Origin of the sequence: Streptomyces sp. NPDC012769 (assembly GCF_042901205.1) — a bacterium.
In the GTDB taxonomy this organism is placed as follows: Bacteria; Actinomycetota; Actinomycetes; order Streptomycetales; family Streptomycetaceae; genus Streptomyces.
In genome coordinates, this window is the sequence record NZ_JBIBCP010000001.1 from 1,589,979 (window position 1) to 1,616,510 (window position 26,532).

The window sequence follows — 26,532 nt, forward strand, 5'->3', positions numbered from 1 at the left end:
GGGGAGGTTACGCCTCCCAGACGGCCACGCCTGTACGGTCGTCGGCGTAACCGGTCACCCGTAGCTGGGTGTCGGCGAGGAACGCGGCGAGTCCGGGCGGCTCGGCGCCGGCCCAGCGGGCGGCGAGCTCGCGGGCGAGGGCGGGTTCGCCGCGCAGCGGCTCGGCGAGGCCGGCGGAGGCGAGCAGCAGGGTGTCGCCGGGACGGGCGACGGAGGCACGGAAGCGGAACGGTTCGGCGGGCGGGAGCGGGGGCTCCTCCACGAAGGGGCCGGGCGCGGTGGTGATGCCGAGGTCCATGGTGAGGCGGTCGCCCTCCTCGGTGGCCTCGGGCGTCGCGGCGGCCGGCGGGGGCGTGGGCGGCGGGGAGCCGAAGCCCACGACGGGTGCGCCGACGGTGGCGGCGGGCTCGGGGAGCCGGGGTTCGATGTCCTGCCAGGCGCCGTCGCGGAGGCGGAAGAGCCCGCCGGGACCGACCCCGAAGAAGATCCGGGTGCGGCACGCGGGGTCGGCGGAGAGCAGCAGGCAGCGCAGGCCCGCCGTGTACTCCTCGGGGTCGAGGCCGCGTTCGGTCGCGTGGGCGCGCAGTCTGCCGTAGGTGCGGTCGGTGAGCCGGTGGAGGCCGGACTTGAGGTCGCCGCGGCGGCCGGAGCGGATGTCCTCGGAGAGCCGGGTGTGGCTGCGGCCGACGGACTCGCCGATCCAGCGGCAGACGTCGGCGGCGGCGAGGTGGGCGTGTTCGGCGGCGCGTCGTCCGGCGGCGACGGCGACGAGGACGAGGGCGGCCTCGTCCTGGCCGAAACGGGCGGTGAGGAGGGCGTCGCGGCGGGGTTCGCCGCGGAAGCGGGCGGAGTCGCCGCGGACGGAGGCGGCGCGCAGGGTGTAGGTGCCGTAGCGGGCGCCGTCGAGCACGGTGTCGGCGACGAGTCCGTCGAGTGCGCCGGGGCGGGCGGCGGGCAGCGCGGTCGGTTCGGCCTCGTAGGTGGGCGGCCGGCTGCCGATGTGTCCGGTACGGGGGCGGGGCGCGGGGACCTGGACGGTGGGGGCCTCGGCGGGCGGGTCGGCCGCGGTCGCCGGGGTCGCGGTGACCGGGGCTCCGGCGGGCGGGGTGCCGTGGGGCGGGCCGGCCGTGGTGGTGCGGGCGGCGGAGTCGTAGCGCTCGTCGAGGCTGTCGGACGTCGGGGCGGGCGCGGTGTCGGGCGCCGCCGCGTCGTAGAGCTTGTCCCACCAGTTGGTGTCCCCCTGCTGAGTCATGCCCTTATTGTCCACCGCACAGGCCGTCAGAAAACGGGACATCCTCAAATGTGTCGCGGAAAAGGGTGGTCCGCCGGGCGACCCCACCCCCCACGGGAAGGACGCCCGGCGGACCGGCGTGATCAGCGCACGTCGTAAGCGCGGACCACGGTCTGGGTGACGGAGTTGCCGTGGGCGTCCGTCAGTTCGGTCTTCAGGGTGACCTGCTTTCCGGTGGCGCCCGCGTGGTTCACGGTGGCGCTCCAGGCGTCGCCCTGGTGGGTGACCGGCGCTTCGGTCCAGGTCCCGCCCCCGTCGTAGGAGTAGGAGAGCCTGGCCGAGGTGAGGGGGGCGGGGGTGTAGCCCGCGTGGCCCGTCACGGAGAGGCCGATCCGCTGGCCGTCGGTCGCGGCGAGGGTCTTGAGTCCGTCCTCCGGAAGGTCGTACCGGGGGAAGAGAATCGGGATGCCTTGAGAGTAGACGCTCGCGTCCTCCTTCGAGGTGAATTCCCAGACGGAGTTGACGGAAGTCGAGCGGAACCAGACCTTGCTGGCGAACTTCGCCACGTTCTGTTCGAGCGTGTACCGCGCGTTTTCGGACGGGACTTCGAATACTCCGAACGGCCATGCGGTCTGGCCGATCAGTTCGCCGTCCTTGTGCAGCCGGAGGTTGCCGACGTCGCCGAAGGATCCGGGCTCGCCGTGGTGGGTGCCGTCGCCCCACAGGGCGTCGGCGAAGCCGATCAGGTTGCCCTGGCGCTCGGAGACGAGCAGCGGCCGGCCGGTCGCGTCGCGCGGGGCGGTGGGGGCGATCACGCCGTCGTACCAGCGTTCGGCGCGCTTCTCGCCGGGTCGGTAGGCGTGCGGGGTGCCGATCATGAACTCGCCGAACGGGAAGCTGGAGCAGAGCATCTTGTCCCAGACGGTGTCCCCGGCGGTGTGGTGTTCGGTTCGGGTGCCGGGCGCGGGGGCCGTCTCCAGGCCGGCGAAGGAGACCGCCGCGCCGCTCGGGCGCCGTGCGGAGCCGAAGTCGAGGAAGTCGTTGGCGACGCCCATCGCGGTGTACGCGGATTCGGTACGGCCCAGGGCGGTGTCCCGGACGCGGTAGGTCCGGTCGTCGCGGATGGCGCCGGGCTCGGGGAACGCGAGTTGGTAGAGGTACGGGCTCTTCGCGGTGGCCTTCCAGGAGAGGGTGACCTCGCCGGCGGAGAGCTTCGTCAGGAGGGTCGCGGCCTCGGCGGACGGGACGGCGAGGACGGGCAGCGCCGCGCTGCCGAAGCCGGCGGTGGGGTACCAGCGACCGGGGGCGGTGCGGTGGCCGAGGACGGCGATCGCGCCGGCTGCCTTGGCGTCGCGGGCGACGGTGGCCGAGAAGGCGTTGTCGTCCGGGAAGCGGACCAGCGCGATCCGGCCCTTGACCCGGGCGGCCGCCAGCTCGGCCGGGGTGCCCGCGCCCGCGTCGACGAGGGCGGCCGTGCCGGTGCCGTCGAGGTTGTCGGAGCCGGTGGAGCCGGTGACCGGGTGCAGCGCGAGGCCGTCGGTCGTCCTCAGTTCGGATATCAGCGGGGCGGCGGTGCGCCAGTAGCTGCCGAACTCGAAGTCGCCGTCGACGGCGGCGCCTTCGACGGAGGCGTAGTGGCCGCGGAGGGTGCGGGTGCCCGCGGCGGTGCCGGCGTGCAGCCAGGTGTCGTCCCAGGAGCGGGAGAACGCGAGGGTGGAGGCGCGGACTTCACCGGGCTTGTCGGTCCGCACGGACAGCGCGTGGGCCTTGCGGGCGTCGAGGACGACGACCGTGTCCTTGCGCAGCTCCAGCTGCGGGCGGCCCAGGTAGGTGAGCGAGTCGTACAGCGTGGCGTTCGCGTCCGCGTCCGCGTCGGGCGTGGTGACGAAGGAGGAGAGGAAGTAGCCGCCGGGACGCAGCCGGTAGACCTGGTCGGCGGAGCCCTCGTTGAAGCGGCGCTCGCCGGTCGCGGTGTCGGTGCCGATGACGTCGAGCGACGACGCGCCGTCCGCGGGCCTGCCCTGACGGTCGATCAGCTTTACCCTCAGGGTGACCGTCTCGGGCTCGACGTACAGCGAGAACGGGGTGGAGACGCGGAGGCCGCCGGGACCGGTGGCCACGACGCGTCCGGTGACGTCGCCGTACTGGGCGCGCTCCAGCGCGGCGGCCGGGTTCAGCCCGAGCGGGACCTCGGCGGTGCCGCCGGCCGGGACGGTGACGGTGCGCTGCCCGAGGCGGGCGACGGAGGACCGGACGGCTGAGCCGTCGTTGCCGGTGACCTTCTCGACGGCGAGGCTCAGGGTGACGGGCCGGTCGGAGGTGTTGGCGTACGGCACGGCGACCGTGGTCCGGTCGGTGCTGTGCTGGGGCCAGGGGAAGGTGCCGCCCTGGACGGCGGGGGCGCCGAGGACGGTCTGGTCGACGGCGGCCCTGACGTCGAGGCGGCCGCCGCCGACCTCGCGGACGTCGCCGGGGACGCGGCTGTCGGCGGAGGAGACGAGCGCGGCCTTGAGCTGCCGGGCGGTCCAGTCGGGGTGGCGCTGCTTGAGGACGGCGGCGGCGCCCGCGACGTGCGGGGTGGCCATCGAGGTGCCGGACATGCTCTGGTAGGCATGGGCGCCGCGGCCGCCGGCCGCGGCGGCGGAGATGCCGACGCCGGGGGCGGCGATCTCCGGCTTGAGGGTGTGGGCCGCGTTCGCGACCGGGCTGCGGCTGGAGAAGTACGCGGTGGAGTCGTCGCGGTCGGTGGCGCCGACGGTCAGGACGCTCGGGGCGCAGCCGGGCGAGGAGACGGAGTTGAGGGACGGGCCGGTGTTGCCGGCGGCGACGACGAACAACGTCCCTTGTTCCTGGGAGAGTTGTTCCGCGGCGGCGCTCATCGGGTCGTCGCAGTCGGTCTCGGAGGGGTTGCCGAGGCTCATGGAGACGACGTCGGCGCCCTGGGCGACGGCCCATTCCATGCCCGCGATGATCCACGAGGTGGCGCCGGAGCCGGAGTCGTTCAGGACCTTGCCGTTGAGGAGGGCGGCGCCGGGCGCGACGCCCTTCTTCCTGCCCTCGCTCGCGGCGCCGGAGCCGCCGACGGTGGAGAGGGTGTGGGTGCCGTGGCCCTGCCGGTCGTCGGCGGTGTCGGAGTCGGTGAAGTTCCGTGCGGCGGCGATCCGGCCCTTGAGGTCGGGGTGCTCGGCGTCGGCGCCGGTGTCGAGGACGGCGACCATGGTGCCGGTGCCGTCGTAGCCGGCGGCCCAGGCCTCGGGGGCGTGCACCTGGGCGGTGGAGCGCTCCAGGGTGGCCTGGACCTTGCGGTCGAGCCACAGCTTCTTCAGCCCAGAGGCGCCGCGGGCGGCCGGGGCCTCGACGTCCTTCCAGAACGCGGCGGCCTGCTTCTTCTCGGCGGCGAGGGCGACACCGCGGACCGTCTCAAGGACCGTGCCGCGCTTCGCGCCGCGCGGGGCGGCGGGCGCCGAGCGGGTGATGTCGGAGCCGTAGACGGCGATCAGCGGCAGGGTGCCGGTGGTGGTGTCGTCGTAGCCCTGGCGGATCAGGCCGGTGACGTTGAAGAGCTCCTCGTCGACGCGGTCGGCGGCGAGGGCCGCGGTGGCGCCCTGCGGGTAGACGTACAGGTCCTTGCCGGACCGGCGGGTCTGCACGAACGGCACGGTGCCGTCCTCGCGGGGCAGCGCGGCGGCGGCCGGGTTGCCCTCGACGTCGTGCGTGACCACGACCCGGTCGCCGGTGACGAGGGTGACCGTGACCGGTCGCTGTCCGGCCGTGCCGGTCGTCTCGCTGCCGACCAGCGGTCGCTTGCCGGTCCTCGGGTCGTCCTGCGGCGCTGCTGCCGCGGACGCCGAGACCGCGGTGACGGCCAGGACGGCGGCGATCGCCGCCCCCAGGGCCGTACGCGAAATCGGGCGCATCGCTCTCCCCATCTGATTCCGGGCATGGCGGCACAAGGTGCCCATATCCGGAGGCTGTTGGTGCTGCGGTGGCGCCACATTGGCAGAGGTGAGGGTGGTGGAGGCAGGATGGGCGCGGCGGGAATGCGCCGTGGCCGATTCCCGCCAACGCACCGACGGAACGAACGCGTCCGCCGGTCGTCCCGGGAATGTCCGGGTCGTCCGGGGACGTCCGCGCGAGGGGTGGGATCAGCGATGCTGGGAGCGATAGGTCTCGACGAACGACAGGAGTCCGCCTACCGCGCGCTGGTCGCGATGGGCGCGGCCGAGGTCTCCGACCTGGCCCACCGGCTCTCCCTGCCGGTGGGCGACACAGAACGGGCGCTGCGCCGCCTGGAGGCGCAGGGGCTGGCCGCGCAGTCCTCGGCCCGTACGGGGCGCTGGGTCGCGGCGCCGCCGGGGGTGGCGCTGGGCGCGCTGCTCACCCAGCAGCGGCACGAGCTGGAGCAGGCGGAGCTGACGGCGGCGCTGCTCGCGCAGGAGTACCGCGCCGAGGCGACCGAGCCGGCCGTGCACGACCTGGTGGAGGTGGTGACCGGCGCGAGCGCGGTGGCACATCGTTTCTTCCAGCTCCAGCTGGGCGCGACGGAGGAGGTCTGCGCGCTGGTGACGGGCAAGCCGATCGCGGTGACCGGGCTGGAGAACGACGCCGAGGCGATGGCCGCCGAGCGGGGCGTGCGCTATCGGGTGGTGATCGAGCGGGAGGTGCTGACCCTGCCCTCGGGTCTGATGGAGCTGTCGGCGGCGCTGGGCCGCGAGGAGCAGATCCGGATCGTGGACCGGGTGCCGACCAAGCTGGTGGTCGCCGACCGGACGCTGGCGATGGTGCCGCTCACCGGCCGGGGCGCCGAACCGGCCGCGCTGGTGGTGCACGCCAGCGGTCTGCTGGAGTCGCTGATGGGCCTGTTCGAGTCGGTCTGGCGCGACGCCCTGCCGCTGCGGCTCGGCGCGGGCGCCCAGGTGACGGAGGACGAGGTCGCGGGCCCCGACCCGACGGACCTGGAGATCCTGAGCCTGCTGCTCGCGGGGATGACGGACGCGAGCGTGGCCAAGCAGCTGGACCTGGGGCTGCGGACGGTGCAGCGGCGGGTGAAGGGCCTGATGGAGCTGACGGGCGTGACGACCCGGTTGCAGCTGGGCTGGCACGCGTACGAGAAGGGGTGGGTGGCCCGTCGGTGAGGAGGGACCGTATGGCAGGGTGAGCGCCCGGTTTTGTTTCGGTCGCGGCGGAACGAATCCCCGCACCGCAGCCTCCACCCTGCATCCCTCACCCCGCTCACCCAGGAAACTCAGGAGCACCACCGATGAACGGAAGGCGCCGTCGCGCCCTGCTGGCCACCGTCACCCCGATGCTGGAGCCCGGGGAGCGGGTGGAGGTCACCTCGCTCGTCAATCTGAGCTCGGTCTCGGTGCGCCGGACGGCCGCGTTCGGCATCGCGTCGGCGATCGCCAGCGGGGGCGGCATGACGATGGTCCCGGCGCCGACGCCGATGTACCTGGTGATGACCGACCGCCGGATCCTCATCTTCCGGGCGGACCCGGTGTTCGCGAAGCCGGTCGAGCACACGATGACGATCCGGCGGGAGAATTTGTTCCGCTCCGAGATCAAGGAACGGATCCTGAACTCGTCGTTCGTGCTGTCGTCCCCGTACAGCGAGACCTCACTGAAGATCATCTTCCCGCTGATCGACCGCAAGGCGCGAAACCTCGTGGCGGCGGCGCTGCCCGTGGCGGGCTGACCACCCCTGGCCGACGTTCCTGGTCGACGTCCCTGGTCAGCCGGTCTTGACCTGCGGGAACACCCGGTTTCCGGCACCCTTGACAGATGGGTGTGTGGCAGCTCCTGATGATCGCGATGGTGATGCTGCTCGGCCTGTTCGGGGTCCTGACGCCCGGCGTGCCGGGGACGTGGCTGGTGTGGGCGGCGATGCTCTGGTGGTCGCTGAACGAACAGACGGGCCTCGCCTGGATCCTCCTCGTCTCCTCCACCGGCCTGCTGCTCCTCACCCAGGTGGTCGTATGGCAGCTGCCGCCCCGCCGGTTCCGGGGCGTGGGCATCACCCGGCGGATGGTGGCGTACGCGGGAGTGGGCGCGTTCCTGGGCTTCCTCCTGGTCCCGGTGCTCGGCGCGATCCCCGGGTTCGTCGGCGGGATCTACCTCTCCGAGCGGCTGCGCCTCGGCGGCCACGGCCAGGCGCGCGCCGCCACCCGCACCGTGATGCGGGCGGCGGGGACGAGCGTCCTGGTGGAGCTGTTCGCGTGCCTGCTGATCGTGGGGGCGTGGGCGGGAGCGGTGCTCTGGGGCTGACGCGGTCAGGCGGTCGGGCGGTCAGGCGGTCCGGAGGTAGCGGGCGGCGTAGGAGCGCCAGGGGCGCCACTGCGGGTGGGCGTCGTCCGGGAGGGGCTCGGGAGCCGGATCTGCGGTCGCGTCCGGGGCCAGGTCCGGGTCCCGCGCCGGGTCCGGGTCCCGCCCCGGGTCCAGGGCCACGTCGGGGTCGCCGAGGGCCCGCATGCGGATGACGGCGGCGGCCCGCGGGCTCACGCCCGGAACCGCGGCCAGGGCGGCGGCGGAGGCGTCCCGGTCCGCGCCCGGGTCCAGGCGGACGGTCCCGTCGACGAGCGCGGCGGCGAGGGGTCCCGCCATCGGGTGGCCGGTCAGGGCTGCCGGCTCGGGGAACAGATGGGTGAGCGTGCCGCACGGGGAGTCCAGCGGCGTGCCGTACCGCTCGACGAGCCGGGCCGCCTCGTCCGGTCCCACGACGGTCCGGAGCGCGAACTCCTCCGGCTCCGCCGTGCCCGGTGACCGCACGCCGGGGCGGGCGGCGACCTCCGCGGCGAGGGCCGGATCGGCGCCGAGGCGCTCGGCGACGGCGTACGGATCCGCGTCCAGGTCGAGCAGCCGGCGCAGCCGCTGCACGGCGGTGGTGAGATCGCGCAGGTCGGTGAGGTGGATCCGGGCCTCGAGCCAGGCGCCCGGTGAACGCTCGTCGACGGAGACGATCCCGGTGCCGTACGGCAGGCGGAGCGTACGCCGGTAGGTGCGGGTGCCGTGATCGCCGACGACCTCCTCGACGCCCGGCACCGCCTCGGCGGCCAGGAGGTCGAAGACCTCCCCCGCCGCGTACGGCCCCCGGTGCGCGAGCCGCAGCGGCACTCCGGCGGCGAGCGCGGTACGGGGGCCGGTGGCGGTGCCGGTGCGGGACTCGGCGCGCAGCTCGGTGGGCGTGCGCGCGTAGACGGCGCGGATGGTGTCGTTGAACTGCCGGACGCTGGCGAAGCCGGACGCGAAGGCGATGTCGGTGACCGGGAGCGCGGTCGTCTGCAGCAGCAGGCGCGCGGTGTGCGCCCGCTGGGCGCGGGCGAGCGCCACCGGCCCGGCCCCGAGCTCGGCGGTCAGCTGCCGCTGCACCTGCCGGGTGCTGTACCCGAGGCGTACGGCGAGGCCGGGCACGCCCTCGCGGTCGACGACGCCGTCCCCGATCATGCGCATGGCCCGGCCGACGACATCGGCCCGCACGTTCCACTCCGCGGACCCGGGGACGGCGTCCGGCCGGCACCGCCGGCACGCCCGGAAGCCGTGCCCCTGCGCCGCCGCGGCCGTCGGGAAGAAGCGCACGTTCCGCCGCCTGGGCGTGACGGCCGGACAGCTGGGCCGGCAGTAGATCCCGGTGGTCGCCACGCCGAAGAAGAACACCCCGTCGAACCGCGCGTCCCTGCTGCTCACCGCGCGGTACCGGGTCTCCTCGTCCCCGGACCCGCCCGTGATGGTCGTGTCCGTCGCCCTGTCCGTCGCCGTGTCCGCCGTCATGCCCTCCAGTGTGCGCGGGGAGGGCGATACGGGCTGGCGGTTTTCGGACACCACCCCGCCCCGCCCCGCCCCGGGGCATGCGGCTACCGCAGGCGGCCGCGCTTGGCGTCCATCGCCGCTCGGCCCTCCGCGCCCTTGCGCTTCCAGTCCTTCAGGATCTCGGAACGGACCCGGGCGTCGGTCTTGGCGACGAGGCGCTGGTTCTCGCGGAGGAGCTTGCGGTAGCTGTCGAGGCGGCGTTCGGGGAGGGAGCCGTCGGCGATGGCGGCCGTGACGGCGCAGCCCGGTTCCGACTCGTGGGCGCAGTCGTGGAAGCGGCACTCCGCCGCCAGCTCCTCGATCTCGGCGAAGACCTGGCCGACACCCGCCTCCGCGTCCCACAGGCCGACGCCCCGCAGACCCGGGGTGTCGATGAGGACGCCGCCGCCGGGCAGGACGAGCAGGTTGCGGGTGGTCGTGGTGTGCCGGCCCTTGCCGTCCACGTCGCGGGCCGCCCTGACGTCCATGACGTCGTCGCCGAGCAGCGTGTTGGCGAGGGTGGACTTGCCGGCGCCGGAGACGCCGAGCAGCACGCTCGTCCCGCCGCCGGCGACCGCGCGGAGCACGTCGAGCCCCTCCCCCGTGTGGGAGCTCACGGGCAGGACCTGGACGCCGGGCGCGACGGTCTCGACGTCCTCGACGAGGTACGAGAGCCCGACGGGGTCCGGCACCAGGTCGGCCTTGCTGAGGACGACCAGCGGCTGCGCACCGGACTCCCAGGCGAGCGCCAGGAAGCGTTCGATGCGGCCGAGGTCGAGCTCCACGGCGAGCGACACGGTGATGATCGCGAGGTCCACGTTGGCCGCGAGGATCTGCCCCTCGGACCGCTTGGAGGAGGTGGAGCGGGCGAACGCGGTACGGCGCGGGAGACACGCCCGTACGTAACGGGGGTCGCCGACCCCGTCGGGGTCGACGGCCGCCCAGTCACCGGTGCAGATGACCCGGAGCGGGTCGTGCGGCGTGACGAACGCGGTGTCGGCGCGCACGATCCCCTCGGGGGTGATCACGTCGCACTGGCCGCGGTCGACCCGTACGACCCGGCCGGGCAGCAGGCCCTGCGCCGCGTACGGGGCGAACTCGGCCGCCCACGCGTCGTCCCAGCCGTAGGCGTGCAGCGAGGAGGCGGCGGACGAAGCGGAGGAGGTGGTGCTGGAAGTGGTGGTGGAGAAAGACAAGGGGAACCCTTCACAGGGGTGGCCCCGGCGCTGCGCGCGGCAGCTGTGGAAGAGGTCAGCCGGTGGCCACGGAGGTGGAGTGGACGAGCATCTGGATGCGGGCAACGCCCGTCGTGACGACAGCCATCGGTCACACCTCCTGGTCGAAAGGAACGGCAGAGTCTTCCGGACCACGATCGTCGGTCTTCGCCGTCGATCTTCGCGGTCCAGGAGACCGTAGCGGGTGCCGGGCTCGCGGCGCCACGCATTTATCTCCCTGTATCTCCGTGCACGGCGTCAGCGTCCCGACAGGGCGTGGCCGGTCGTGGCGTCCACGTGGTCCGGCAGCTCCTCGTGGCGGTCGCCCACCGAGAGCGTCCCGGTCGGCTCGAACATCAGGATCGCGGCGCCGGCGGGGGCCGAAGGCCGGTGCTCCGTGCCCCGGGGCACGGTGAAGACGGACCCGCGCGGCAGGACGACGGTCCGCTCCCCCGCCGGTTCCCGCAGGGAGATCCGCAGTTCGCCGTCGAGGACGAGGAAGAACTCGTCGGTGTCGTCGTGGGCGTGCCAGACGTGGTCGCCCTCGACCTTGGCGACGCGGACGTCGTAGTCGTTGACGCGGGTGACGATCCGGGGACTCCACACGGCGTCGAAGGAGGCGAGGGCGGCGGCCAGGGCGAGGGGGTCGTTGTTCATGCGCCCCAGCCTCGGCGGTCCCGCCCGCCCACCGTGAGTGCTAGAAATCGCGCATGGCGAAAGAATCCTCGCACGGCGGGGCGGCGGCCCCACGGCCGCCGCTGCACCGGGTCGTCGTGATCGTGGACGAGAACTCCAACCCCTTCGAGCTGGGCTGCGCGACCGAGGTCTTCGGGCTGCGGCGCCCCGAACTCGGGCGTGACCTCTACGACTTCGCGCTGTGTTCGGCCGAGCCCCGCACGCTGATGCGCGACGGCTTCTTCACCCTGACCGGGGTCGCGGGCCTGGACGCCGCCGACGCGGCGGACACCCTCGTCGTACCCAACCGCCCCGACGTCGAGGTGCAGCGCCGGCCGGCCGTGCTCGACGCGGTCCGCCGGGCGCACGCGCGGGGCGCGCGGCTGATCGGCTTCTGCAGCGGCGCGTTCACCCTGGCCGAGGCCGGGGTCCTGGACGGACGCCGGGCCACCGCCCACTGGCAGTGGGCGGACGACTTCCGCGCCCGGTTCCCCTCCGTACGGCTGGAGCCGGACGTCCTGTTCGTGGACGACGGCGACATCCTGACCGCCGCGGGCAGCGCGGCCGCGCTCGACCTGGGCCTCCACGTGGTCCGCCGGGACCACGGCGCCGAGGTCGCGAACGCGGTCAGCCGGCGGCTGGTCTTCGCGGCGCACCGGGACGGCGGGCAACGGCAGTTCGTGGAGCACCCCATGCCCGAGCCCAAGGACGAGTCGCTGGCCCCGCTCCTGGCCTGGGCCCGGGAACGCCTGGACGCGCCCCTCGCCGTCGCCGACCTCGCGGCCCGCGCGGCGGTGAGCCCGGCGACGCTGCACCGCCGCTTCCGGGCCCAACTGGGCACGACGCCTCTCGCGTGGCTCACGGGCGAGCGGCTGACCCTCGCGTGCCGCCTGATCGAGCGCGGCGAGTCCCGCTTCGACGTGGTCGCCCGGCACAGCGGGCTCGGCACGGCGGCGCATCTGCGGATGCTGATGCGCCGGGAGATCGGCATCACCCCCTCGGAATACCGCCACCGCTTCGGACCGCCCTCGTCCGCGCGCTGACTCCCCGACGGGCCCGGGCCCGGCCCGCCCCGGCCCCACCCCCGCACGTAGGCCGATCCGCTGACAGCGGGCCGGGCGGTCGGACAGAATGGCGCGCGAGTCAACTGATCGGGGCACGGGGGTCGTTGTGAGCACATTGATGGAGTTCGGCACGGAGAGCGGCGCGGTCCTGGTGGAGGCCGACGGCCCCCAGCCCGGGGCGCGACCGGTCGCGCGCGGCGGGAACTCCCTGGTCCGGGCGGGCCAGACGCTCGACGAGGCGCTCTCGGGGATCCGTACGGCGGCCGAATCGGCGCTGGCGGTCTTCCGCGGGGGTTCGCTCCGGCCGGACGGGGTGGAGCTGGAGTTCGGCGTGAAGCTGACCGCCGAGGCGGGCGCGGTGATCGCCAAGACGGCCGTCGAGGGGCATCTGGTGGTGCGGCTCTCGTGGTCCCCGGACGGCCGCGGCACGGAGGCGACGGTCACGGTCCCTCCGCAGCCGTCACCTGCGCAGCCGTCGCCCGCGCAGGCCGACGCGGCACCGGCGGGCGCGGCGTCGGCCGACGGTCCGGAGCGGATCTCCGCGCCCGAGGCGGGTGACGGCGCGTCGCCCGGCGCGCGGTGATGTCCTCGCCCGCCTGGCACGTACGCGTCGGCCATGGGGACGAGGTCCTGGGCTCCGGCTTCCTCGTCACCCCCGACACCCTGCTGACCTGCGCCCATGTCGTTCAGGACGTCGAAGACGTCTCCGTCTGGTTCCCCGGCGCCCAGGGCCTCGGCGAAGTCCCGGCCCGGGTGGCGCTGCGCGGCCCGTGGGGCGGGTCGCCCACGGACACCGGCGACGTCGCCGTGCTCGTCCTGGACCGGACGGTGCCCGTGCCGCCCGTCGTCTTCGCCGGACCCGAGGGCGTACACGACGTACGGCAGCCGCCCCGTCTCGTGGCGTACGGCTTCCCCGAGGGGTACGAGCGGGAGGGCGCCCAGACCGAGCTGCGGGTGACCGCGGCCCGGCAGCTGATCCACGACGAGTGGAGTCAGGCGGAGTACTGGTCGGGGCACGGCCAGGAGCCCTCGTTCGGGTTCAGCGGCGCCGCCGCGATGCGGGTCGCGGACGAGACGGTCGTGGGAATGGTCGCCTCCTACGATCCCTCCGTCCGCAACGCCCGGATCATCCCCGCCCGGGTGCTCGCCCGGCACGTGCCCGCGCTCGCCGACCTCGTGCCCACGCCCGGCTGCTCGGCCGACGAGAAGCGCCGGCTGCGGGAGCTCGTGGACCGGGCCGAACACGCCGGACCGCTGCCGGTACCGATGGAGCGGCTCCTGCACGCGGCGGGCGGCCGCCTCGGTCTCGCCCCGCCGCCGACGGGACCCACGAGTCTCTGGCAGGGCGTCTGGTACCTGCTCACCGAGAGTCATCCGGCGCCCGGCCACGCCCCGCTCGCCGAACTCGCCGTCCGTGTCGCCGACCAGGTGCCCGACGGCGACCTCCGACGTGCCTTCCGCAGCTGGGCCCGTGAACACCGGGACCGGCACGGGGCCGGTCGCCTCACCCCGGTTGGCGTCGGCGCGGACGGCGAGCGGCACGGGCACCTCCCGGCGGCGCCTGCCATGCCGGGAGCGGCCGGGCCGTCCGAGGCGCTCCCCTGGGCGCCGATCCTCGTCGAGGTACGGCGCAGCGGGGCCGACAGCGGGTCGGTGGTCGCCGAGGTCTCCGTCTACCGGGGTGGCGCACGGCTCCTGGTGAGCGAGGAGCGGCTGCGCGCGGCACGGTTACGGGGCTGGGTGGTCGACCGGATCGACGAGGCGTACGAGGAGATCGTGGACGGCCGGCCCCTGGTGGCGTTCGCACTGCCCCGGGGCTGGCTCAACAAGGACGTCGACCAGTGGACCCGCAGGAAGGACAAGGATCCTCCGCTGGGGTGCCGTTCGGCGGTCGTGGTGCTCGATCACGACCGGCGGTCGAAGGGCCGCCACCAGTTCCAACTGCGGCGGATGTGGGACGAGCTCGACCGGCTGGACGCGTCGCCGCTGCACCGGGTCACCTGTGGCTCCGTGCACCGGGCGGCGCAGCTGTCCGTGCTGCTCCAGGACGTGCGCGGTCCGGTCGGGTTCACCCGGCCGCCGACGGCGGCCCGGGAACGGGACCTGCACGGCGCGGCCCTGGACGCGCCCGCGCCGATCGTGCTGTGGCCGCGCACCGGCTGCCCCCCGGGCGGGCCCTGCGGCGGGAGCTGCGCGGGCGCCGGGTTCCTGGACCGGCTCGCGGAGCGCATCTCGCTCCTGCCGCCCTCCGAACTGCCCGACGTGGTGTTCCGGTTGCGCAAGGAGGCGTTTCTGCACGACGGGCCGGAGCCGCACTGGGCGGCGGCGGGGGTGTCCCTCGTCTGGGAGGATCCGCGCCGTTTCCGTGAGGTCCGTCCACTGCGCCACTCCCCCGTCGGCTGAGCCCCCGTCCCCTTCCCACGACCTGGAGAACCGCGCATGTCCCTCTGGCCCGTCTACACCGGATCGAACGAGCCGAACGACGGCGTCGACGCGCTGCCGGCGCCGCCGCCGTGGCGGACGTTCGACGGAGGTCCGGCGCTGCCGCCGGCCCCCGAGGAGGCGGCGGAGGGCGGTGCGCCGGGCCGGGTGCACAGGGCCCGGACCTACCAGCCGACCCCGGAGACCGTGCAGCTCGTGAACGCGGCCCTGTACCTGCGGCGGCCGCTGCTCGTGACGGGCCCGCCGGGCAGCGGCAAGTCGAGTCTGCCGTACGCGGTGGCACGGGAGTTGCGGCTCGGCCGGGTGCTGCGCTGGAACGTCACGAGCCGCACGACGCTCACCGACGGCCTCTACCGCTACGACCCGCTGTCGCGGCTGTACGCGGCGGGGCGGGCCGGTGACGGCGCGCCGACCGTCGGCCGGGCGGCGATCGAGGATCACCTGCGGCTGGGGCCGCTGGGCACCGCGCTCCTGCCGTACGAGCGGCCGCGTGTGCTGCTCATCGACGAGATCGACAAGTCCGACCTCGATCTGCCGAACGACCTGCTGCACATCCTGGAGGAGGGGCAGTACGAGATTCCGGAGCTGGTGCGGGCGGCGCACTCCCACCCGGTGGCCGAGGTGATGGTGGCGGACTCGGAGGAGCGGGTGCCCGTGCGGCACGGCGAGGTCCGCTGCCGCGCCTTCCCGTTCGTGGTGCTGACCAGCAACGGCGAACGGGAGTTCCCGCCGGCGTTCCTGCGCCGCTGTGTGCGCCTCGAACTGCGGCGGCCGCTGCGGGAGCAGCTGGAGGACATCGTCCGGGCCCACCTCGGCGAGCTGGACGAGCGGGACCACGCGCTCGTGACGGCCTTCCTGCGCCGGGGCAGCGCGGGCGAGCTGGCCACCGACCAGTTGCTCAACGCGATCTACCTGACCCGGACCGCGGGGCTCGGAGCGGGTTCGCGCGAGGAGCTCGCGGAGGCGCTGATGCCGTATCTGGGGCGGCTGGCGGAAGCCTCCTGGGACCTCGATGACGTCTGACGCGCTGAGCGCCTTCGCCGCGCTGCTCGGCCGGGCCGGCGAGGAGCCGCCGACCGGCCGGGAGCTGGCCGAACTGCTATGGCTGGCCCGGCAGACAGCCGGACCCGATGACCCGGCCCGCGAGACGGCGGCATCCGCTTCCGCGCCGGAGGCGTCAGGACCGCGCGACGGCGCCCCGCGCCTGCCGCGGCTCCCGGCCGGTCCGGATCTGGCCCCGCCACCCGTACCCGCCGGAAGGTCCCCGTCGCCGGTTCCCGTGCCGCCCCGGGTGCCGCTGCGCACCCCGGACCCCGCACCACCCCGGCCCGCGCCCGAACCGGCCGTGGGGCACGCGCCGCTGCTCGCGCCCGCGCCGCCGATGCTGGCCCGGCCGCTCGCCCTGCAGCGCTCGCTGCGGCCGCTGCGGCGCACGGTGCCGAGCGCGGCGGGCCGGGAACTCGACGAGGCCGCGACCGCCGACCGGATCGCCGCGGTCGGCGCATGGGACGCGCTCGGCGCGGGAGGCGACGCGAACGGCGTCCTCGCCGGCGCGCACGGCGCCCGGCGGCAGCGGTGGTGGCTGCCGGTCCTGCGGCCCCGGCAGGAACGCTGGCTGCACCTGCGGATCGTCGTCGACTGCGGCCCGACGATGCCGATGTGGCGGCCGCTGGTGCGCGAGCTGCACACCGCCTTCACGCAGACCGGGGCGTTCCGCACGCTCGACGTGCTCCGGCTCGGCGCGGACGGCCGGCTGCCGCCGCGTCATCGGGAGCGGGGCCGCACCGCCGTCCTCGTGGTCAGCGACGCGATGGGCCCGCAGTGGCGCGACGGTTCGGCCGGACTGCGCTGGCGTGCCACGCTCGCCGCGCTCGGCGACGCGATGCCGGTCGCCCTGCTGCAGCCGCTGCCCGAACGGCTGTGGCGGCACAGCGCGGCGCCCGCCGAGCCCGGCCGGTTCGTCTCCCCCGCGGCGGGCGTGCCCAACACCGCTCTGCGCTTCTTCCCGTACGACGGCTCTCCCGCGCCGACGGGCGTGGTCCTCCCGGTCGTGGAGCCGGACCCCGTCTGGCTGGGGCACTGGGCCGCCCTGGTCGCCTCTCCGGCCGGTACGGAGGTGCCGGGCGCGGCGGCCTTCGTGACCCCGGGCGCCCCCGCGCCCCTGGTGGACGCCCTGGTGCCCGAGGACGCCGAGCCGGAGGAACTGGTCCTGCGTTTCCGGGCGCTGGCCTCGCCGCAGGCCTTCCGGCTGGCCGCGCACCTGGCGGTCGGCTCGGCCCACCTCCCCGTGATGCGGCTGGTTCAGGCCGCCGTCGAGGAGCGGCCCGCCCCGCGGCACCTCGCCGAGGTCGTCCTGAGCGGCATGCTCCGGGCCCTTCCCGGCACAACACCCGGCGCGTACGAGTTCCGTCCCGGCGTCCGCGAGGTGCTCCTCGGCACCCTCCCCCGCACGTCCCTGGTCGCCACGGCCGACCTGCTGGCCCGGGTCAGCGCCGAGATCGAGGACCGCGCGGGTGTCCTGCCGGGCGGGTTCGCGGCACTGGTGGAGACGCTCGGGGGGCAGGGCGGGGAGCGGGCGGTGGGGCGGCCGTTCGCGCTGCTGAGCGAGGAGAGCGTACGGCTGCTGCGGGGGCCGGAGGCACTCCCCCCGGCGGGCCGCACGCCGCCGGGCGACATCTCCGGGACGGGCGCCGGACCGGCCGCGCGGGCCGGGGAGCGGGACTGGTCGCTGCCGCTCGCCCAGCGGTACGTGCCCCTCGGGCGCAGGCCCGGCCAGTTCGGGGAGGAGCTGTTGCTCGCCCACGACGAGACCCTGGATCGTCGGGTGCTCGTCCGGGTGCACCCGTATCCGGCCCCCGAGGAGATGGTCGCCCGCGTACAGGTCCAGCAGCGCGTCACCCACCCCCACCTGCTGCGGATCCACTCCGCGCTCACGTCGCTCGAAGGGCGCTGCGCGGTGGTGTGCGCGGCGTTGCCGGGCACGACGTTGCGCGACTTCCTCCACGGCCGGCCGGCGGGCCTGGACATGGACCGCGCCGTGGCCTGGGCCGGGATGCTGTGCTCCGCCCTCGTCGCCCTGCACGGCGTGGGGCTGGTGCACGGCCGGGTACGGGCGGACCGCGTCATGCTGTCCGAGCGGGAGGAGCCGGTCCTCACCGATGCCGCTCCGGGCCGGGGCCGGCAGCGGGCTGAGGACGACCTGCACGACCTGGGGCTGCTGCTGTACGAGATGTGCACCGGGCGGCTGCCGCCGGATGACGGCACCGGTCCGGTCCCCCTTCGGGAGCTCCGGCCGGACGTGCCGCTTCCGCTGGAGACGACCGTTCTCGGTCTGCTCTCGGACCACCACGCCCACCGCCGGGACGCCGTACGCCGGATGGCGGCCACGTACGCCACGGGCGAGGCCCCGAGGCCGACGGCCGTCCTGCCGCGACCGAACTACCGCGTCCTCGGACCGGTCAAGGCGTGGTTCGACACGCTGCCCGAGGCGGACGCGCTGATCCTGGCGCGACTGCTCCTCGCCCGGGGCGACTGGGTGGCGATCGACGACCTCCACGCCGCTTTCCCGGTTTCCGTCACGGACGACGACCTGTTGGACCGTCTGTCGCGGCTGGTCGACGACGGCCACCCGATCGACGGCGCCGAGGGCTCGGCCCGGATCGTCCTGGGCCCTGAGCGCTTCGACCTGGTCCACGCCGAACGGCTGGTGTCCCGTGCGGAGGCGGCCGTGCGGACCGGTGACCGCGAGACGAGCGCCCGGCTCCTCCAGGCCGCCCTGCTCCTGTGGCGGGAGGAGCCGCTGGCGAACCTCCCGGGCGCCTGGGCCGAGGCGGAACGGGCACGGCTGGTGAACCTGCGTGCGCGCTGGGAAGTGGAGCTCGTCCGGGTGCTGAAGGCGACCGTCGGCGGTGGCGACGATCATCTGGGGTCCAGAGTCCTGGCCGTCGTCCATGCGGAGGACGGCGCACGGGAGGCGGAGTTCCTCACCGACTCCTTGCTGACCCGACGCACGCCCACCGGCGGACTCCTGACCAGCCTTCCGCCGCAGGAGGTCGTACGGCGCGCGGTGAAAGAGGCGAGAGTCCGGTGGAGCGTCGCCCGCTCCCGTCGGCCCGTCACCGGCCGGCTCGTCGTGGGCGGGCCGCAGACCGACGAGGGCGTTCTCGCCAAGGTCGCCTCGGCCTTGCCCGAGGAGGGCCGGCGCCTGCTCATCGCCTGTCCCCGATGGGTCGGCAGAGAGCTGCCGGCGGCACTCCAGGAGACGGCGCACCCCGTTCCCGGGCACGCGGCCTGGCAATGGCTGGAAGTGCCCCGGGGAGTCGAGGACGGCCGGTTGCCCGACGAGCAGGCACCCGCTCCGTCCTGGCACCCGGCTCTGGGGAGGCGCGGCGGCTTCCTGAGCCGGCTGTTCCGGCCGGCGCGGGGAAGAGCCGCCGAGGGGAAGGGAGACGGCACCACCGGCCCGCGGGAAGGTCCCTAGTCCTTCTCCCGGCCCCTAGTCCTTCTCCCGGCCCCTAGTCCTTCTCCCAGCCCGCGTGGAGGCGTGACTTCACGTCGTCCGGGGGCAGGAACCGCGACCAGCGTTCCGGGAACTCCGACGGCATGTCCGGGTCGTCCTCGTCCACGTCCTCGGCCTCCGCGCGCAGGCGGGCCATCAGTTCGGCGGCCTGGACGGCGCGGGCGCGTTCGTTGGCCTCGCGGGCGGCGGCGGTGGCGACGGAGGGCCAGACGCGGTCGATGGCCGCGTTGACGGCGGCGCCGACGAGGACGGCGAAGGCGGAGATGCCGATCCAGAGGAGGACGGCGATGGGCGCGGCGAGGGAACCGTAGATGGTGGGGCCCTCGACCTGGCTGGTCAGGTAGATGCGCAGGAGGAAGCTGCCGAGGACCCACATCGCGAGGGCGACGAGGGAGCCGGGGATGTCCTCGATCCATGGGGAGCGGACCGGCACGGACACGTGGTACAGCGTCGTCAGGAAGGCGATGGACAGCAGGATGACGGCCGGCCAGTAGAGGACGGAGACGACCTCCGTGCCCCAGGGGACGAGCTCCACCACCCGGTCGGGGCCGACGACGGCGAGCGGGAGGACGACGGCGCCGATGATCAGGGCGACGATGTAGAGCAGGAAGGCGAGCAGCCGGGTCTTGACGATGCCGCGGTGGCCGTCGAGGCCGTACATGACGGTGATGGTGTCGATGAAGACGTTGACGGCGCGGGAGCCGGACCACAGGGCGATGGCGAAGCCGAGGGAGATGAGGTCCGGTCGCTTGCCCTGGGTGACGTCCTCCAGGAGGGGGCGGGCGATCTCGTTGACGCCCCGGTCGGACAGGACCGTCCGGGCGGCGTGGAGGATGTTCTCCTCGATGCTGGCGACGGTGTCGGTGTTGGTCCACTCGTCGGCGTAGCCGAGGAGGGCGATCAGGCCGAGCAGCAGCGGGGGCAGCGACAGCAGGGTGAAGAAGGCGGCTTCGGCGGCGAGGCCGAGGATGCGGTACTCGATGCACGAGTTGACCGTGTCCTTGAGGAGCAGCCAGACCATCTTGCGTTTGGAGACGTTGCGGTACAGGACACGGGCGCGGTGGAGCCGGCTCCAGGGCCGCCGCTCGGGTCGTTCGGGTGTTTCGTTTGCTGCCTGCACCTCCTTACCGTATCGGCATGGCAGCCGGCACCCACACCGTGACCAACCAGGCTCCGCCCCTGGTGGCATACGACATGTACGCGTCCGACCGGGCCCTCGCGGAGGCCGTCGAGCGGCATCTGCCGCCGGACGTGTACGCGGAAGCGATCGAGCACCTGACCTCCTTCGGGGTGTCGGCGGGCTCGGCACAGGCGCAGGGTTGGGGGACGCTCGCGAACGAGTGTCCGCCGCGGCTGCGCACCCACGACCGGTACGGCAACCGGATCGACGAGGTGGACTTCCATCCGTCCTGGCACCGGCTGCTCGGCCGGGCCGTGACGGCGGGTCTTTCGGGTGGTGCGTGGGGCCGTCCGGGTGGTCATGTGTGGCGGGCCGCGGGTTTCGTCCTGGCCACCCAGGTGGAGGCGGGCCACGGCTGTCCGCTGTCGATGACGCACGCGGCGGTGCCGGCGCTGCGGACCGATCCGGAGCTCGCGGAGGCCTGGGAGCCGCTGCTGGCCTCGCGGGTGTACGAGCAGGGGCTGCGGCCGCCGCTGGAGAAGGCGGGCGTGCTGCTCGGGATGGGCATGACGGAGAAGCAGGGCGGCAGCGACGTACGGTCGATCACGACCCGGGCGGAGCCGCTGGCGGCCGACGGGGAGTACGTGCTCACGGGGCACAAGTGGTTCTGTTCGGCTCCGATGTCGGACGGTTTCCTCGTCCTCGCGCAGGCGCCGGCGGGGCTGACCTGCTTCCTGCTGCCTCGGGTGCTGCCCGACGGGTCACGCAACCCGTTCGCGATCCAGCGGCTCAAGGACAAGCTGGGCAACCGGTCCAACGCCTCCGCCGAGGTGGAGTTCGACGGGACGACGTGGGCGCGCCGGGTCGGCGAGGAGGGCCGGGGGCTGCGCACGATCATGGAGATGGTGGCGGCGACCCGGCTCGACTGTGTGCTGGGCTCGGCGGGTCTGATGCGGCAGGCGGTGGCGCAGGCCGTGCACCACGCCTCGTACCGCGAGGCGTTCGGCGGGCCGCTCGTCGACAAGCCGCTGATGCGGAACGTGCTGGCGGACCTGGCGCTGGAGTCGGAGGCGGCGACGGTCCTCGGGCTGCGGCTCGCGGCGGCGTACGACGCGGCCGGGGACGGCGCCGAGGGGAGTGAGGCGGAGCGGGCGCTGCTGCGGCTCGCGGTGCCGGTGGCGAAGTACTGGGTGACGAAGCGGTGCACGCCGGTGGTGGCGGAGGCGCTGGAGTGCCTGGGCGGGAACGGGTACGTGGAGGAGTCGGGGATGCCCCGGCTGCTGCGGGAGTCGCCGCTGAACTCGGTCTGGGAGGGGGCGGGGAACGTGCAGGCGCTGGACGTGCCGCGGGCGCTGCAGAGGGAGCCGATGGCGCTGAACGCGTTCCTGGAGGAGGTGGGGCGGGCGCGCGGGGCGGATCACCGGCTCGACCGGGCGATCCGGGACCTGCTGGCCGAGCTGGCGGACCTGGACGGGATCGAGGCGCGGGCGCGGCGGCTCGTGGAGCGGATGGCGCGGGTGTTGCAGGGCGCGCTGCTGGTGCGGTGGGCGCCGCCGGAGGTCGCGGACGCGTTCTGCGCGTCGCGGCTGGGCGGGGACTGGGGGGCGACGTTCGGGACGCTGCCGCACACGCTCGACCTGGCGGCGGTGGTGCTCCGGGCGCGGCCCGTGGCCGACGACTGAACGGGTCCCCGGCGGAGGACTGAACGGGCTCCTGGCAGAGGACTGAACGGGTCCCTGACAGAGGACTGAACGTGCGTACGGGAAGACCGTCGCGGGAGTGATGTGCCGCGCGTGCCAGGGGTGGAGGAGGGGGTCGGCACGCGCGGGAAAGCCGAGGGTGGTGCTGCGCCGACACGGCACCACCCTCCGCTTCGGTTCCACCCTCCTGCAGGGGGCCGGGCGTTGCCAGAGTTGCAAAGGGTTGCAGGATTACCCGAAGCATCCCGCGCGCGGCACCGCGGAGCGGCACCATGGGCGCCGGGACTCGCACAGAGCAGAACCGATACAGCGCCGATTCAGCACCGATACAGCACCACGGGTGGCTGGGAGGGACCGATGAACAACACTCAGCTCGACCTGAACCGGCTGGCCGCCATGGACTCCGCCCAGGCGACCCGGCTGCTGCACAAGGTCCGCGAGGCGACCCTGGCCGGCCGGACCCCGCCGGTCGCGCCCCGCCCCGTGATCGACGCCTCCTGGCAGCGGATGTTCCGGCTCGGCCTGAATCCGGACCAGGGCACGAGCAGTGTGCTGCTGCGGCGCGACGAGCTGGAGGAGCGGCGCCGCTCGACGGTCCTGGGCGAGGTGATGCGGACGCTCAGCGCGGGTCTGGCGGGGATCGCCGACGCCTCCATGCAGATCATGGTGGTGACGGACGAGCAGGGCCGGGTGCTGTGGCGGGAGGGCAATCTGTCGGTGCTGCGCCAGGCCCACGGGATCTGTCTGGAGGAGGGCGCGGCCTGGAGCGAGCACGACACCGGGACGAACGCGGTGGGGACGGCGCTCGCGATGGGCAGGGCCGTACAGGTGCACTCGGCGGAGCACTACGTGCACCAGCTGCACAACTGGACCTGCGCCGCGGCTCCCGTCCACGATCCGCGTGACCAGCGGCTGCTCGGCATCGTGGACGTGAGCGGCCCGGCGTCCAGCTTCCATCCGGCGACGCTGGCACTGGTGGCGTCGGTGGCGCAGCTGGCGGAGGCGGAGATGCGGCAGCGGCACCTGCGGTCGATCGAGCGGCTGCGGTCGGTGGCCGCGCCGATCCTGTGCCGGGTGGGCGGCCGGGCCGTCGCCGTGGACGCGCACGGCTGGACGGCGGCGGTCACGGGGCTCGCGCCGGTGGACCGGCTCGCGCTGCCCAAGTCCCTCCGGGCGGGGCGGACGTGGCTGCCGTCGCTGGGGATGTGCGCGGTGGAGCCGTTGCCGGGCGGCTGGCTGCTGCGGGTCGAGGAGGAGACCCGGCAGGGCGGCGCCGGCGCGGGGGCGGCGAGCCGGGTGGTGCTGGACCTGAGCCGGCCGCGCCGGGGGACGGTGGCGGTGTCGGGGGCGGCGGGCAGCTGGTCGCAGGAGCTCAGCCCGCGCCATGCCGAACTGCTGTATCTGCTCGCGCTGCATCCGGAGGGGCGGACGGCGGCGGACCTGGCGCAGGACGTGTTCGGGGACCGGACCCGCACGGTGACGGTGCGGGCGGAGATGTCGCGGGTGCGGCGCAACCTGGCGGGGGTCCTGGCCCACCGCCCGTACCGCTTCAGCGAGGAGGTCGAGGTCGAGGTCCTCGCCCCGGCCCGCCCGGCCGACCTCCTGCCCCACTCGACGGCCCCGGCGGTGCGCGCGGCCCGGGACGGGCTCGGCGGGGGCTGAGCGTCTCGCCGGCCGGCCGGAGGGTCAGACGGTGGTGGTCGTGAGGTCCTCGGCCCGGGGCGGGTTCGCGCCGCGGACCGTGCAGGTGGTCGCGGCGACCCGGGTGCCGAAGGTGACGGCCTCGCGCACCAGGGCGGTGGAGAGGGTGTCGAGCCGGCCGCCGAGGGCGCCGGCCGTGTGGAGGCGGTGCAGGAGGCCGGCGGTGAAGGCGTCGCCCGCGCCGACGGTGTCGACGACGTCGACGGGCGGGGCGGGGACGCGGGCGCGGACGCCGTCGTACGAGACGAGGGCGCCGGCGCCGCCGAGGGTGACGACGACGAGCGGGACGCCCGCGCGGTGCCAGGTGTCGCAGGCGGTCTCGGGGGCGGTGCCGGGGTGGAGGTGGGCCAGGTCGTCCTCGCTGAGTCGCAGGATGTCGGCGAGGCCGCACCAGCGCGGCAGCCGGGCGCGGTAGCGGGCGGGGGCGACGAGCAGCGGGCGGACGTTGGGGTCGAGACAGATCGTGGTGGTGGGGCGCAGCTCGGCCAGCAGTTCCTCGACGGCGGCGGCGCCCGGTTCCCGTACCAGGGTGAGCGAACCGGTGTGCAGACAGGCCGGGTCCAGCCGGCGTACCGGGGCGAGCTCCCGCGCGGTCCACTGCCAGTCGGCGGTGTTCTCGGCGTGGAAGGAGTAGGCGGCGGCGCCGTCGGGGCCGAGGTCGGCGACGGCGAGGGTGCTGGGTTCGGCGGCGTCGGGGCACAGGTCGGTGCGGACGCCGGACGCGGCGAGCCGGCGGCGGAAGAGGCCGCCGAAGACGTCGCCGGAGAGGCGGGCGAGGAGGTGGGTGGGGGTGCCGAGGCGGGCGAGCGCGACGGCGGTGTTCGCGGGCCCGCCGCCCGGCAGTACGTCGAGCCGAAGGCCCGTTCCCCCGGTCGTGTCGGGGGCGGCGAAGGCGTCGGCGACGCATTCGCCGAGTACGGCCACGGGGCGGCGGGTCGCGGTCATGCGGGGTGCCTTTCGAGGTGCGGGCTGGGGTGTCAGTCGGTGAGGACGGCGGAGCCGAGCGGGGTCAGGGAGGCGCTGATCAGCCGGATCCGGCCGCCGGCCGGTGCGGTGAACTCGACGGCGTCGGATTCCTGGTAGCGGGGGTGGGCGCGGGCGGTGAGGGCGCTGCCGTCGCCGGTGAAGACCTCGACGGAGGAGCGGTCGATCAGGATGTCGAGGGCGAGGGTGTTCCCGGGGCCGAGCTCGACCCGGGTGGTGTACGTGGCGGGGGTGCCGTAGCCGGCGCGGGTGGTGTCGAGGGCGAGGGTGCCGGTGGACTTCTCGTAGCGCAGTTCTGTCGCCTCGGCGGTGGAGGCCTTGAGGCGGAGGGTGATCGTGTCGGCGGTGGTGGCGCCGAGGTCGATGACGGTCCTCAGGCGGGCGCTGTCGCCGCGGCCGATGCGCCAGCCGCCCCGCACGGTCTTGCCGGTGACGGTGGTCGGCGGTCCCGCGGCGAGGGTGTCGGCGGCGGCGACGGGCCGCTGGCCGAGCCGGCCGTCGGCGGTGAGGAAGAGTTCCCGGTGGAGGGTCTGGGCGCCGGCCCAGCCGCCGATCCTGGTGGGTTCCCTGGCGTTCCAGTCGCTCATCCAGGCGGTCATCAGCCGGTGTCCGGCGTCGTCGAGGTAGCTCTGGGCGGCGTAGGCGTCGCCGCCTCCGTCGAGGATGCCGTGGCGTTCGGGGGTGAAGCGGCTGCCGTCGTAGTCGCCGACGGCGTAGCGCTGGAGGGACTGTCCGCCCTCGTTGGTGGCGTAGAGCAGGACCCACTTGCCGTCGAGCGGGAAGAGGTCGGGGCACTCCCACATGGTGCCGGTGGTGCCGTCGCCCTCGGTGAGGACGCCGTCGTACGTCCAGGCGCGCAGGTCGTCGGAGGCGTAGAGGTGGACCTTGCCGCGGCCGGCGTCGCCGGAGCCGACCACCATCTTCCAGCGGCCGTCGAGCGGGTCGCGGAAGAGCTTGGGGTCGCGGAAGCCGGCGGAGGAGCCGGGCGGGGCCTGGGAGACGACCTCGGTGCCGGGGGTGAAGGTGACGCCGTCGGTGCTGGTGGCGATCTCGACGGTCTCGGGGGTGGCGCCGGGGTGTGCGGTGGTGTCGGTGGACCGGGTGTAGGCGACGGTGAGGGTGCCGTGGTCGTCGACGGCGCTGCCGCTGAAGATGCCGCTGTTGTCTGTGGGGGTCGCGGGCGGCGGCGGGGTGAGGGCGACGGGCCGCTCGCGCCAGTGGACGGCGTCGGGGCCGTCGGCGTGCGCCCAGTGCATGGGGCCCCACTTGGGGGCGTCGGGGTGGTACTGGCTGAAGAGGTGGTGGCGGCCGCGCCACTGGATCAGCCCGTTGGGGTCGTTGATCCAGCCTTGGTAGGGCGTGTAGTGGAACTGCGGCCGCAGCGGGTCGGCGGTGAAGTCGCGATGTGTCGTGGGCTGGTTGGCCTGGCCGAGGGTGCGGAAGGTGAGGCCGTTGTCGTCGCGTACGGCGGCGTCGCCGGTGCGGACGTCGTCGAGGTTGATGTGGCCCCAGCCGCCGGTCTTGCGGTCGACGACCTCCAGGTGGACGGCCTGGCCGCGCCAGGGCGAGGTGTCCCACACGGTGCGTACGTACGCCTCGTCGTCGACGCCGGTCTGGGTCAGGAGCCGGGCGCCGTCGGCGTCCCTGACCAGGGCGACGTACAGCCGTTCGGGGTCCCAGCCGCCGGCGACGAGGAAGCTGAGACGGTCGGGCGCGGCGAAGGACGAGGAGGTGAGGGTGCCGGTGGCGTCGTCGCCGGCGGCCGCGAAGCCCCACAGGTGGTGGCCGCCGCGGTGGTGGAAGGGGCCGCCCCAGTAGGCGGGTGCGGTGCTGACCGCGCCGGGTCCGAAGGCGGTGCCCGAGGTGACGGTCCAGCCGGTCAGGTCGCCGGTCTCGAAACCGGGGTTGACCGGCCCGGACGCGAGGGCGCGGGGAGTGGCGGCGCGGGCGGGGAAGGGGGCGGTGAGGGGGATGCTCGCGGCGACGAGCGCCGCCGCGAGAAGGGTGAGGTGCGGTGCTTTCCAGCGGCTCATCCGGAAGCCTCCGTTGCCAACTCGTGACGAGTAGGGGGCATTGACGTTGCACGCCGCGGAGTCCATC

At 74.5% G+C, this 26,532-nt stretch carries 18 protein-coding genes; 10 read left to right on the forward strand and 8 right to left on the reverse strand.

All coding sequences use genetic code 11. From position 1 onward, the window contains the following. Positions 1 to 7: 7 nt before the first annotated feature. Both ACFY7C_RS07150 and ACFY7C_RS07155 read right to left on the reverse strand, forming a co-directional pair. The gene (locus ACFY7C_RS07150; protein ID WP_389644961.1) at positions 8 to 1,252 is read right to left on the reverse strand and encodes a protein phosphatase 2C domain-containing protein; all 1,245 of its coding nucleotides are present in this window, start codon (positions 1,250 to 1,252) and stop codon (positions 8 to 10) included. A 122-nt stretch (positions 1,253 to 1,374) separates the two neighbouring features. Further along, positions 1,375 to 5,148 (reverse strand): S8 family serine peptidase, encoded by a 3,774-nt coding sequence (locus ACFY7C_RS07155; RefSeq protein WP_389644964.1) that lies wholly within the window; start codon positions 5,146 to 5,148, stop codon positions 1,375 to 1,377. Between the two features lie 234 nt (positions 5,149 to 5,382). On the opposite strand from ACFY7C_RS07155, the gene ACFY7C_RS07160 reads away from it, so the two are divergent. The 3 genes from ACFY7C_RS07160 to ACFY7C_RS07170 all read left to right on the forward strand — a co-directional run bounded on the left by ACFY7C_RS07160 (position 5,383) and on the right by ACFY7C_RS07170 (position 7,495). Beyond that, positions 5,383 to 6,366, forward strand: coding sequence for a helix-turn-helix domain-containing protein (locus ACFY7C_RS07160; protein WP_389644967.1), 984 nt, complete (start codon positions 5,383 to 5,385; stop codon positions 6,364 to 6,366). Between the two features lie 125 nt (positions 6,367 to 6,491). After that, positions 6,492 to 6,926, forward strand: coding sequence for a hypothetical protein (locus ACFY7C_RS07165; protein ID WP_389644970.1), 435 nt, complete (start codon positions 6,492 to 6,494; stop codon positions 6,924 to 6,926). A gap of 86 nt (positions 6,927 to 7,012) precedes the next feature. Next, the gene (locus ACFY7C_RS07170) at positions 7,013 to 7,495 is read left to right on the forward strand and encodes a DUF456 domain-containing protein (RefSeq protein ID WP_389644973.1); all 483 of its coding nucleotides are present in this window, start codon (positions 7,013 to 7,015) and stop codon (positions 7,493 to 7,495) included. 21 nt (positions 7,496 to 7,516) lie between these two features. Here the strand turns inward: ACFY7C_RS07170 and ACFY7C_RS07175 are convergent, their stop codons facing one another. The 3 genes from ACFY7C_RS07175 to ACFY7C_RS07185 form a co-directional block, all read right to left on the reverse strand. After that, positions 7,517 to 8,995, reverse strand: coding sequence for a DNA-3-methyladenine glycosylase 2 family protein (locus ACFY7C_RS07175; RefSeq protein WP_389644976.1), 1,479 nt, complete (start codon positions 8,993 to 8,995; stop codon positions 7,517 to 7,519). 83 nt (positions 8,996 to 9,078) lie between these two features. Then, positions 9,079 to 10,209 carry a ribosome small subunit-dependent GTPase A gene (rsgA, locus tag ACFY7C_RS07180; protein ID WP_389644978.1) on the reverse strand — a complete coding sequence of 377 codons (1,131 nt, stop codon included), beginning with the start codon at positions 10,207 to 10,209 and terminating at the stop codon, positions 9,079 to 9,081. A gap of 276 nt (positions 10,210 to 10,485) precedes the next feature. Then, positions 10,486 to 10,884, reverse strand: a complete 399-nt coding sequence (locus ACFY7C_RS07185; protein WP_389644980.1) for a cupin domain-containing protein — start codon at positions 10,882 to 10,884, stop codon at positions 10,486 to 10,488. Positions 10,885 to 10,937: 53 nt separating this feature from the next. On the opposite strand from ACFY7C_RS07185, the gene ACFY7C_RS07190 reads away from it, so the two are divergent. The 5 genes from ACFY7C_RS07190 (at position 10,938) to ACFY7C_RS07210 (ending at position 18,888) form a co-directional block, all read left to right on the forward strand. Beyond that, positions 10,938 to 11,945 carry a helix-turn-helix domain-containing protein gene (locus ACFY7C_RS07190; protein ID WP_389644983.1) on the forward strand — a complete coding sequence of 336 codons (1,008 nt, stop codon included), beginning with the start codon at positions 10,938 to 10,940 and terminating at the stop codon, positions 11,943 to 11,945. 127 nt (positions 11,946 to 12,072) lie between these two features. Further along, positions 12,073 to 12,549, forward strand: a complete 477-nt coding sequence (locus ACFY7C_RS07195) for a CU044_2847 family protein (protein ID WP_389644986.1) — start codon at positions 12,073 to 12,075, stop codon at positions 12,547 to 12,549. Next, entirely contained in the window at positions 12,549 to 14,369 is a 1,821-nt protein-coding gene (locus ACFY7C_RS07200) for a trypsin-like peptidase domain-containing protein (RefSeq protein WP_389644989.1), read from the forward strand. Before ACFY7C_RS07195 ends, ACFY7C_RS07200 begins: the two co-directional genes overlap by 1 nt. Before the next feature lie 36 nt (positions 14,370 to 14,405). After that, positions 14,406 to 15,431 carry an AAA family ATPase gene (locus ACFY7C_RS07205; protein WP_389644991.1) on the forward strand — a complete coding sequence of 342 codons (1,026 nt, stop codon included), beginning with the start codon at positions 14,406 to 14,408 and terminating at the stop codon, positions 15,429 to 15,431. After that, positions 15,421 to 18,888 carry an SAV_2336 N-terminal domain-related protein gene (locus ACFY7C_RS07210; protein ID WP_389644994.1) on the forward strand — a complete coding sequence of 1,156 codons (3,468 nt, stop codon included), beginning with the start codon at positions 15,421 to 15,423 and terminating at the stop codon, positions 18,886 to 18,888. The genes ACFY7C_RS07205 and ACFY7C_RS07210 overlap by 11 nt, the downstream gene beginning before the upstream one ends. A gap of 34 nt (positions 18,889 to 18,922) precedes the next feature. Here the strand turns inward: ACFY7C_RS07210 and ACFY7C_RS07215 are convergent, their stop codons facing one another. Further along, complete coding sequence (locus ACFY7C_RS07215) at positions 18,923 to 20,047, reverse strand: YihY/virulence factor BrkB family protein (RefSeq protein ID WP_389644997.1); 1,125 nt, start codon at positions 20,045 to 20,047, stop codon at positions 18,923 to 18,925. A gap of 17 nt (positions 20,048 to 20,064) precedes the next feature. Between ACFY7C_RS07215 and ACFY7C_RS07220 the strand changes: the two genes are divergently transcribed. Then, a complete protein-coding gene (locus tag ACFY7C_RS07220) occupies positions 20,065 to 21,729 on the forward strand; it encodes an acyl-CoA dehydrogenase family protein (protein ID WP_389645000.1) in 1,665 nt (554 codons plus the stop codon). A gap of 375 nt (positions 21,730 to 22,104) precedes the next feature. After that, entirely contained in the window at positions 22,105 to 23,409 is a 1,305-nt protein-coding gene (locus ACFY7C_RS07225) for a GAF domain-containing protein (protein ID WP_389645002.1), read from the forward strand. A 24-nt stretch (positions 23,410 to 23,433) separates the two neighbouring features. On the opposite strand, the gene ACFY7C_RS07230 is transcribed toward ACFY7C_RS07225, so the two are convergent. Both ACFY7C_RS07230 and ACFY7C_RS07235 read right to left on the reverse strand, forming a co-directional pair. After that, positions 23,434 to 24,393, reverse strand: coding sequence for a carbohydrate kinase (locus ACFY7C_RS07230; RefSeq protein ID WP_389645005.1), 960 nt, complete (start codon positions 24,391 to 24,393; stop codon positions 23,434 to 23,436). A gap of 32 nt (positions 24,394 to 24,425) precedes the next feature. Next, entirely contained in the window at positions 24,426 to 26,465 is a 2,040-nt protein-coding gene (locus ACFY7C_RS07235) for a glycoside hydrolase family 32 protein (RefSeq protein WP_389645008.1), read from the reverse strand. Positions 26,466 to 26,532: the final 67 nt, after the last annotated feature.

Excerpts from the sequence above, each read along its gene's own strand:
- ACFY7C_RS07220 (WP_389645000.1), top strand. The coding sequence starts at position 20,065 with ATGGCAGCCGGCACCCACACCGTGACCAACCAGGCTCCGCCCCTGGTG.
- ACFY7C_RS07210 (WP_389644994.1), top strand. The coding sequence starts at position 15,421 with ATGACGTCTGACGCGCTGAGCGCCTTCGCCGCGCTGCTCGGCCGGGCC.
- ACFY7C_RS07175 (WP_389644976.1), bottom strand. The coding sequence starts at position 8,995 with ATGACGGCGGACACGGCGACGGACAGGGCGACGGACACGACCATCACG.
- ACFY7C_RS07170 (WP_389644973.1), top strand. The coding sequence starts at position 7,013 with ATGGGTGTGTGGCAGCTCCTGATGATCGCGATGGTGATGCTGCTCGGC.
- ACFY7C_RS07160 (WP_389644967.1), top strand. The coding sequence starts at position 5,383 with ATGCTGGGAGCGATAGGTCTCGACGAACGACAGGAGTCCGCCTACCGC.
- ACFY7C_RS07205 (WP_389644991.1), top strand. The coding sequence starts at position 14,406 with ATGTCCCTCTGGCCCGTCTACACCGGATCGAACGAGCCGAACGACGGC.
- ACFY7C_RS07185 (WP_389644980.1), bottom strand. The coding sequence starts at position 10,884 with ATGAACAACGACCCCCTCGCCCTGGCCGCCGCCCTCGCCTCCTTCGAC.
- ACFY7C_RS07150 (WP_389644961.1), bottom strand. The coding sequence starts at position 1,252 with ATGACTCAGCAGGGGGACACCAACTGGTGGGACAAGCTCTACGACGCG.
- ACFY7C_RS07165 (WP_389644970.1), top strand. The coding sequence starts at position 6,492 with ATGAACGGAAGGCGCCGTCGCGCCCTGCTGGCCACCGTCACCCCGATG.
- ACFY7C_RS07225 (WP_389645002.1), top strand. The coding sequence starts at position 22,105 with ATGAACAACACTCAGCTCGACCTGAACCGGCTGGCCGCCATGGACTCC.
- ACFY7C_RS07155 (WP_389644964.1), bottom strand. The coding sequence starts at position 5,148 with ATGCGCCCGATTTCGCGTACGGCCCTGGGGGCGGCGATCGCCGCCGTC.
- ACFY7C_RS07235 (WP_389645008.1), bottom strand. The coding sequence starts at position 26,465 with ATGAGCCGCTGGAAAGCACCGCACCTCACCCTTCTCGCGGCGGCGCTC.
- ACFY7C_RS07200 (WP_389644989.1), top strand. The coding sequence starts at position 12,549 with ATGTCCTCGCCCGCCTGGCACGTACGCGTCGGCCATGGGGACGAGGTC.
- ACFY7C_RS07230 (WP_389645005.1), bottom strand. The coding sequence starts at position 24,393 with ATGACCGCGACCCGCCGCCCCGTGGCCGTACTCGGCGAATGCGTCGCC.
- ACFY7C_RS07190 (WP_389644983.1), top strand. The coding sequence starts at position 10,938 with ATGGCGAAAGAATCCTCGCACGGCGGGGCGGCGGCCCCACGGCCGCCG.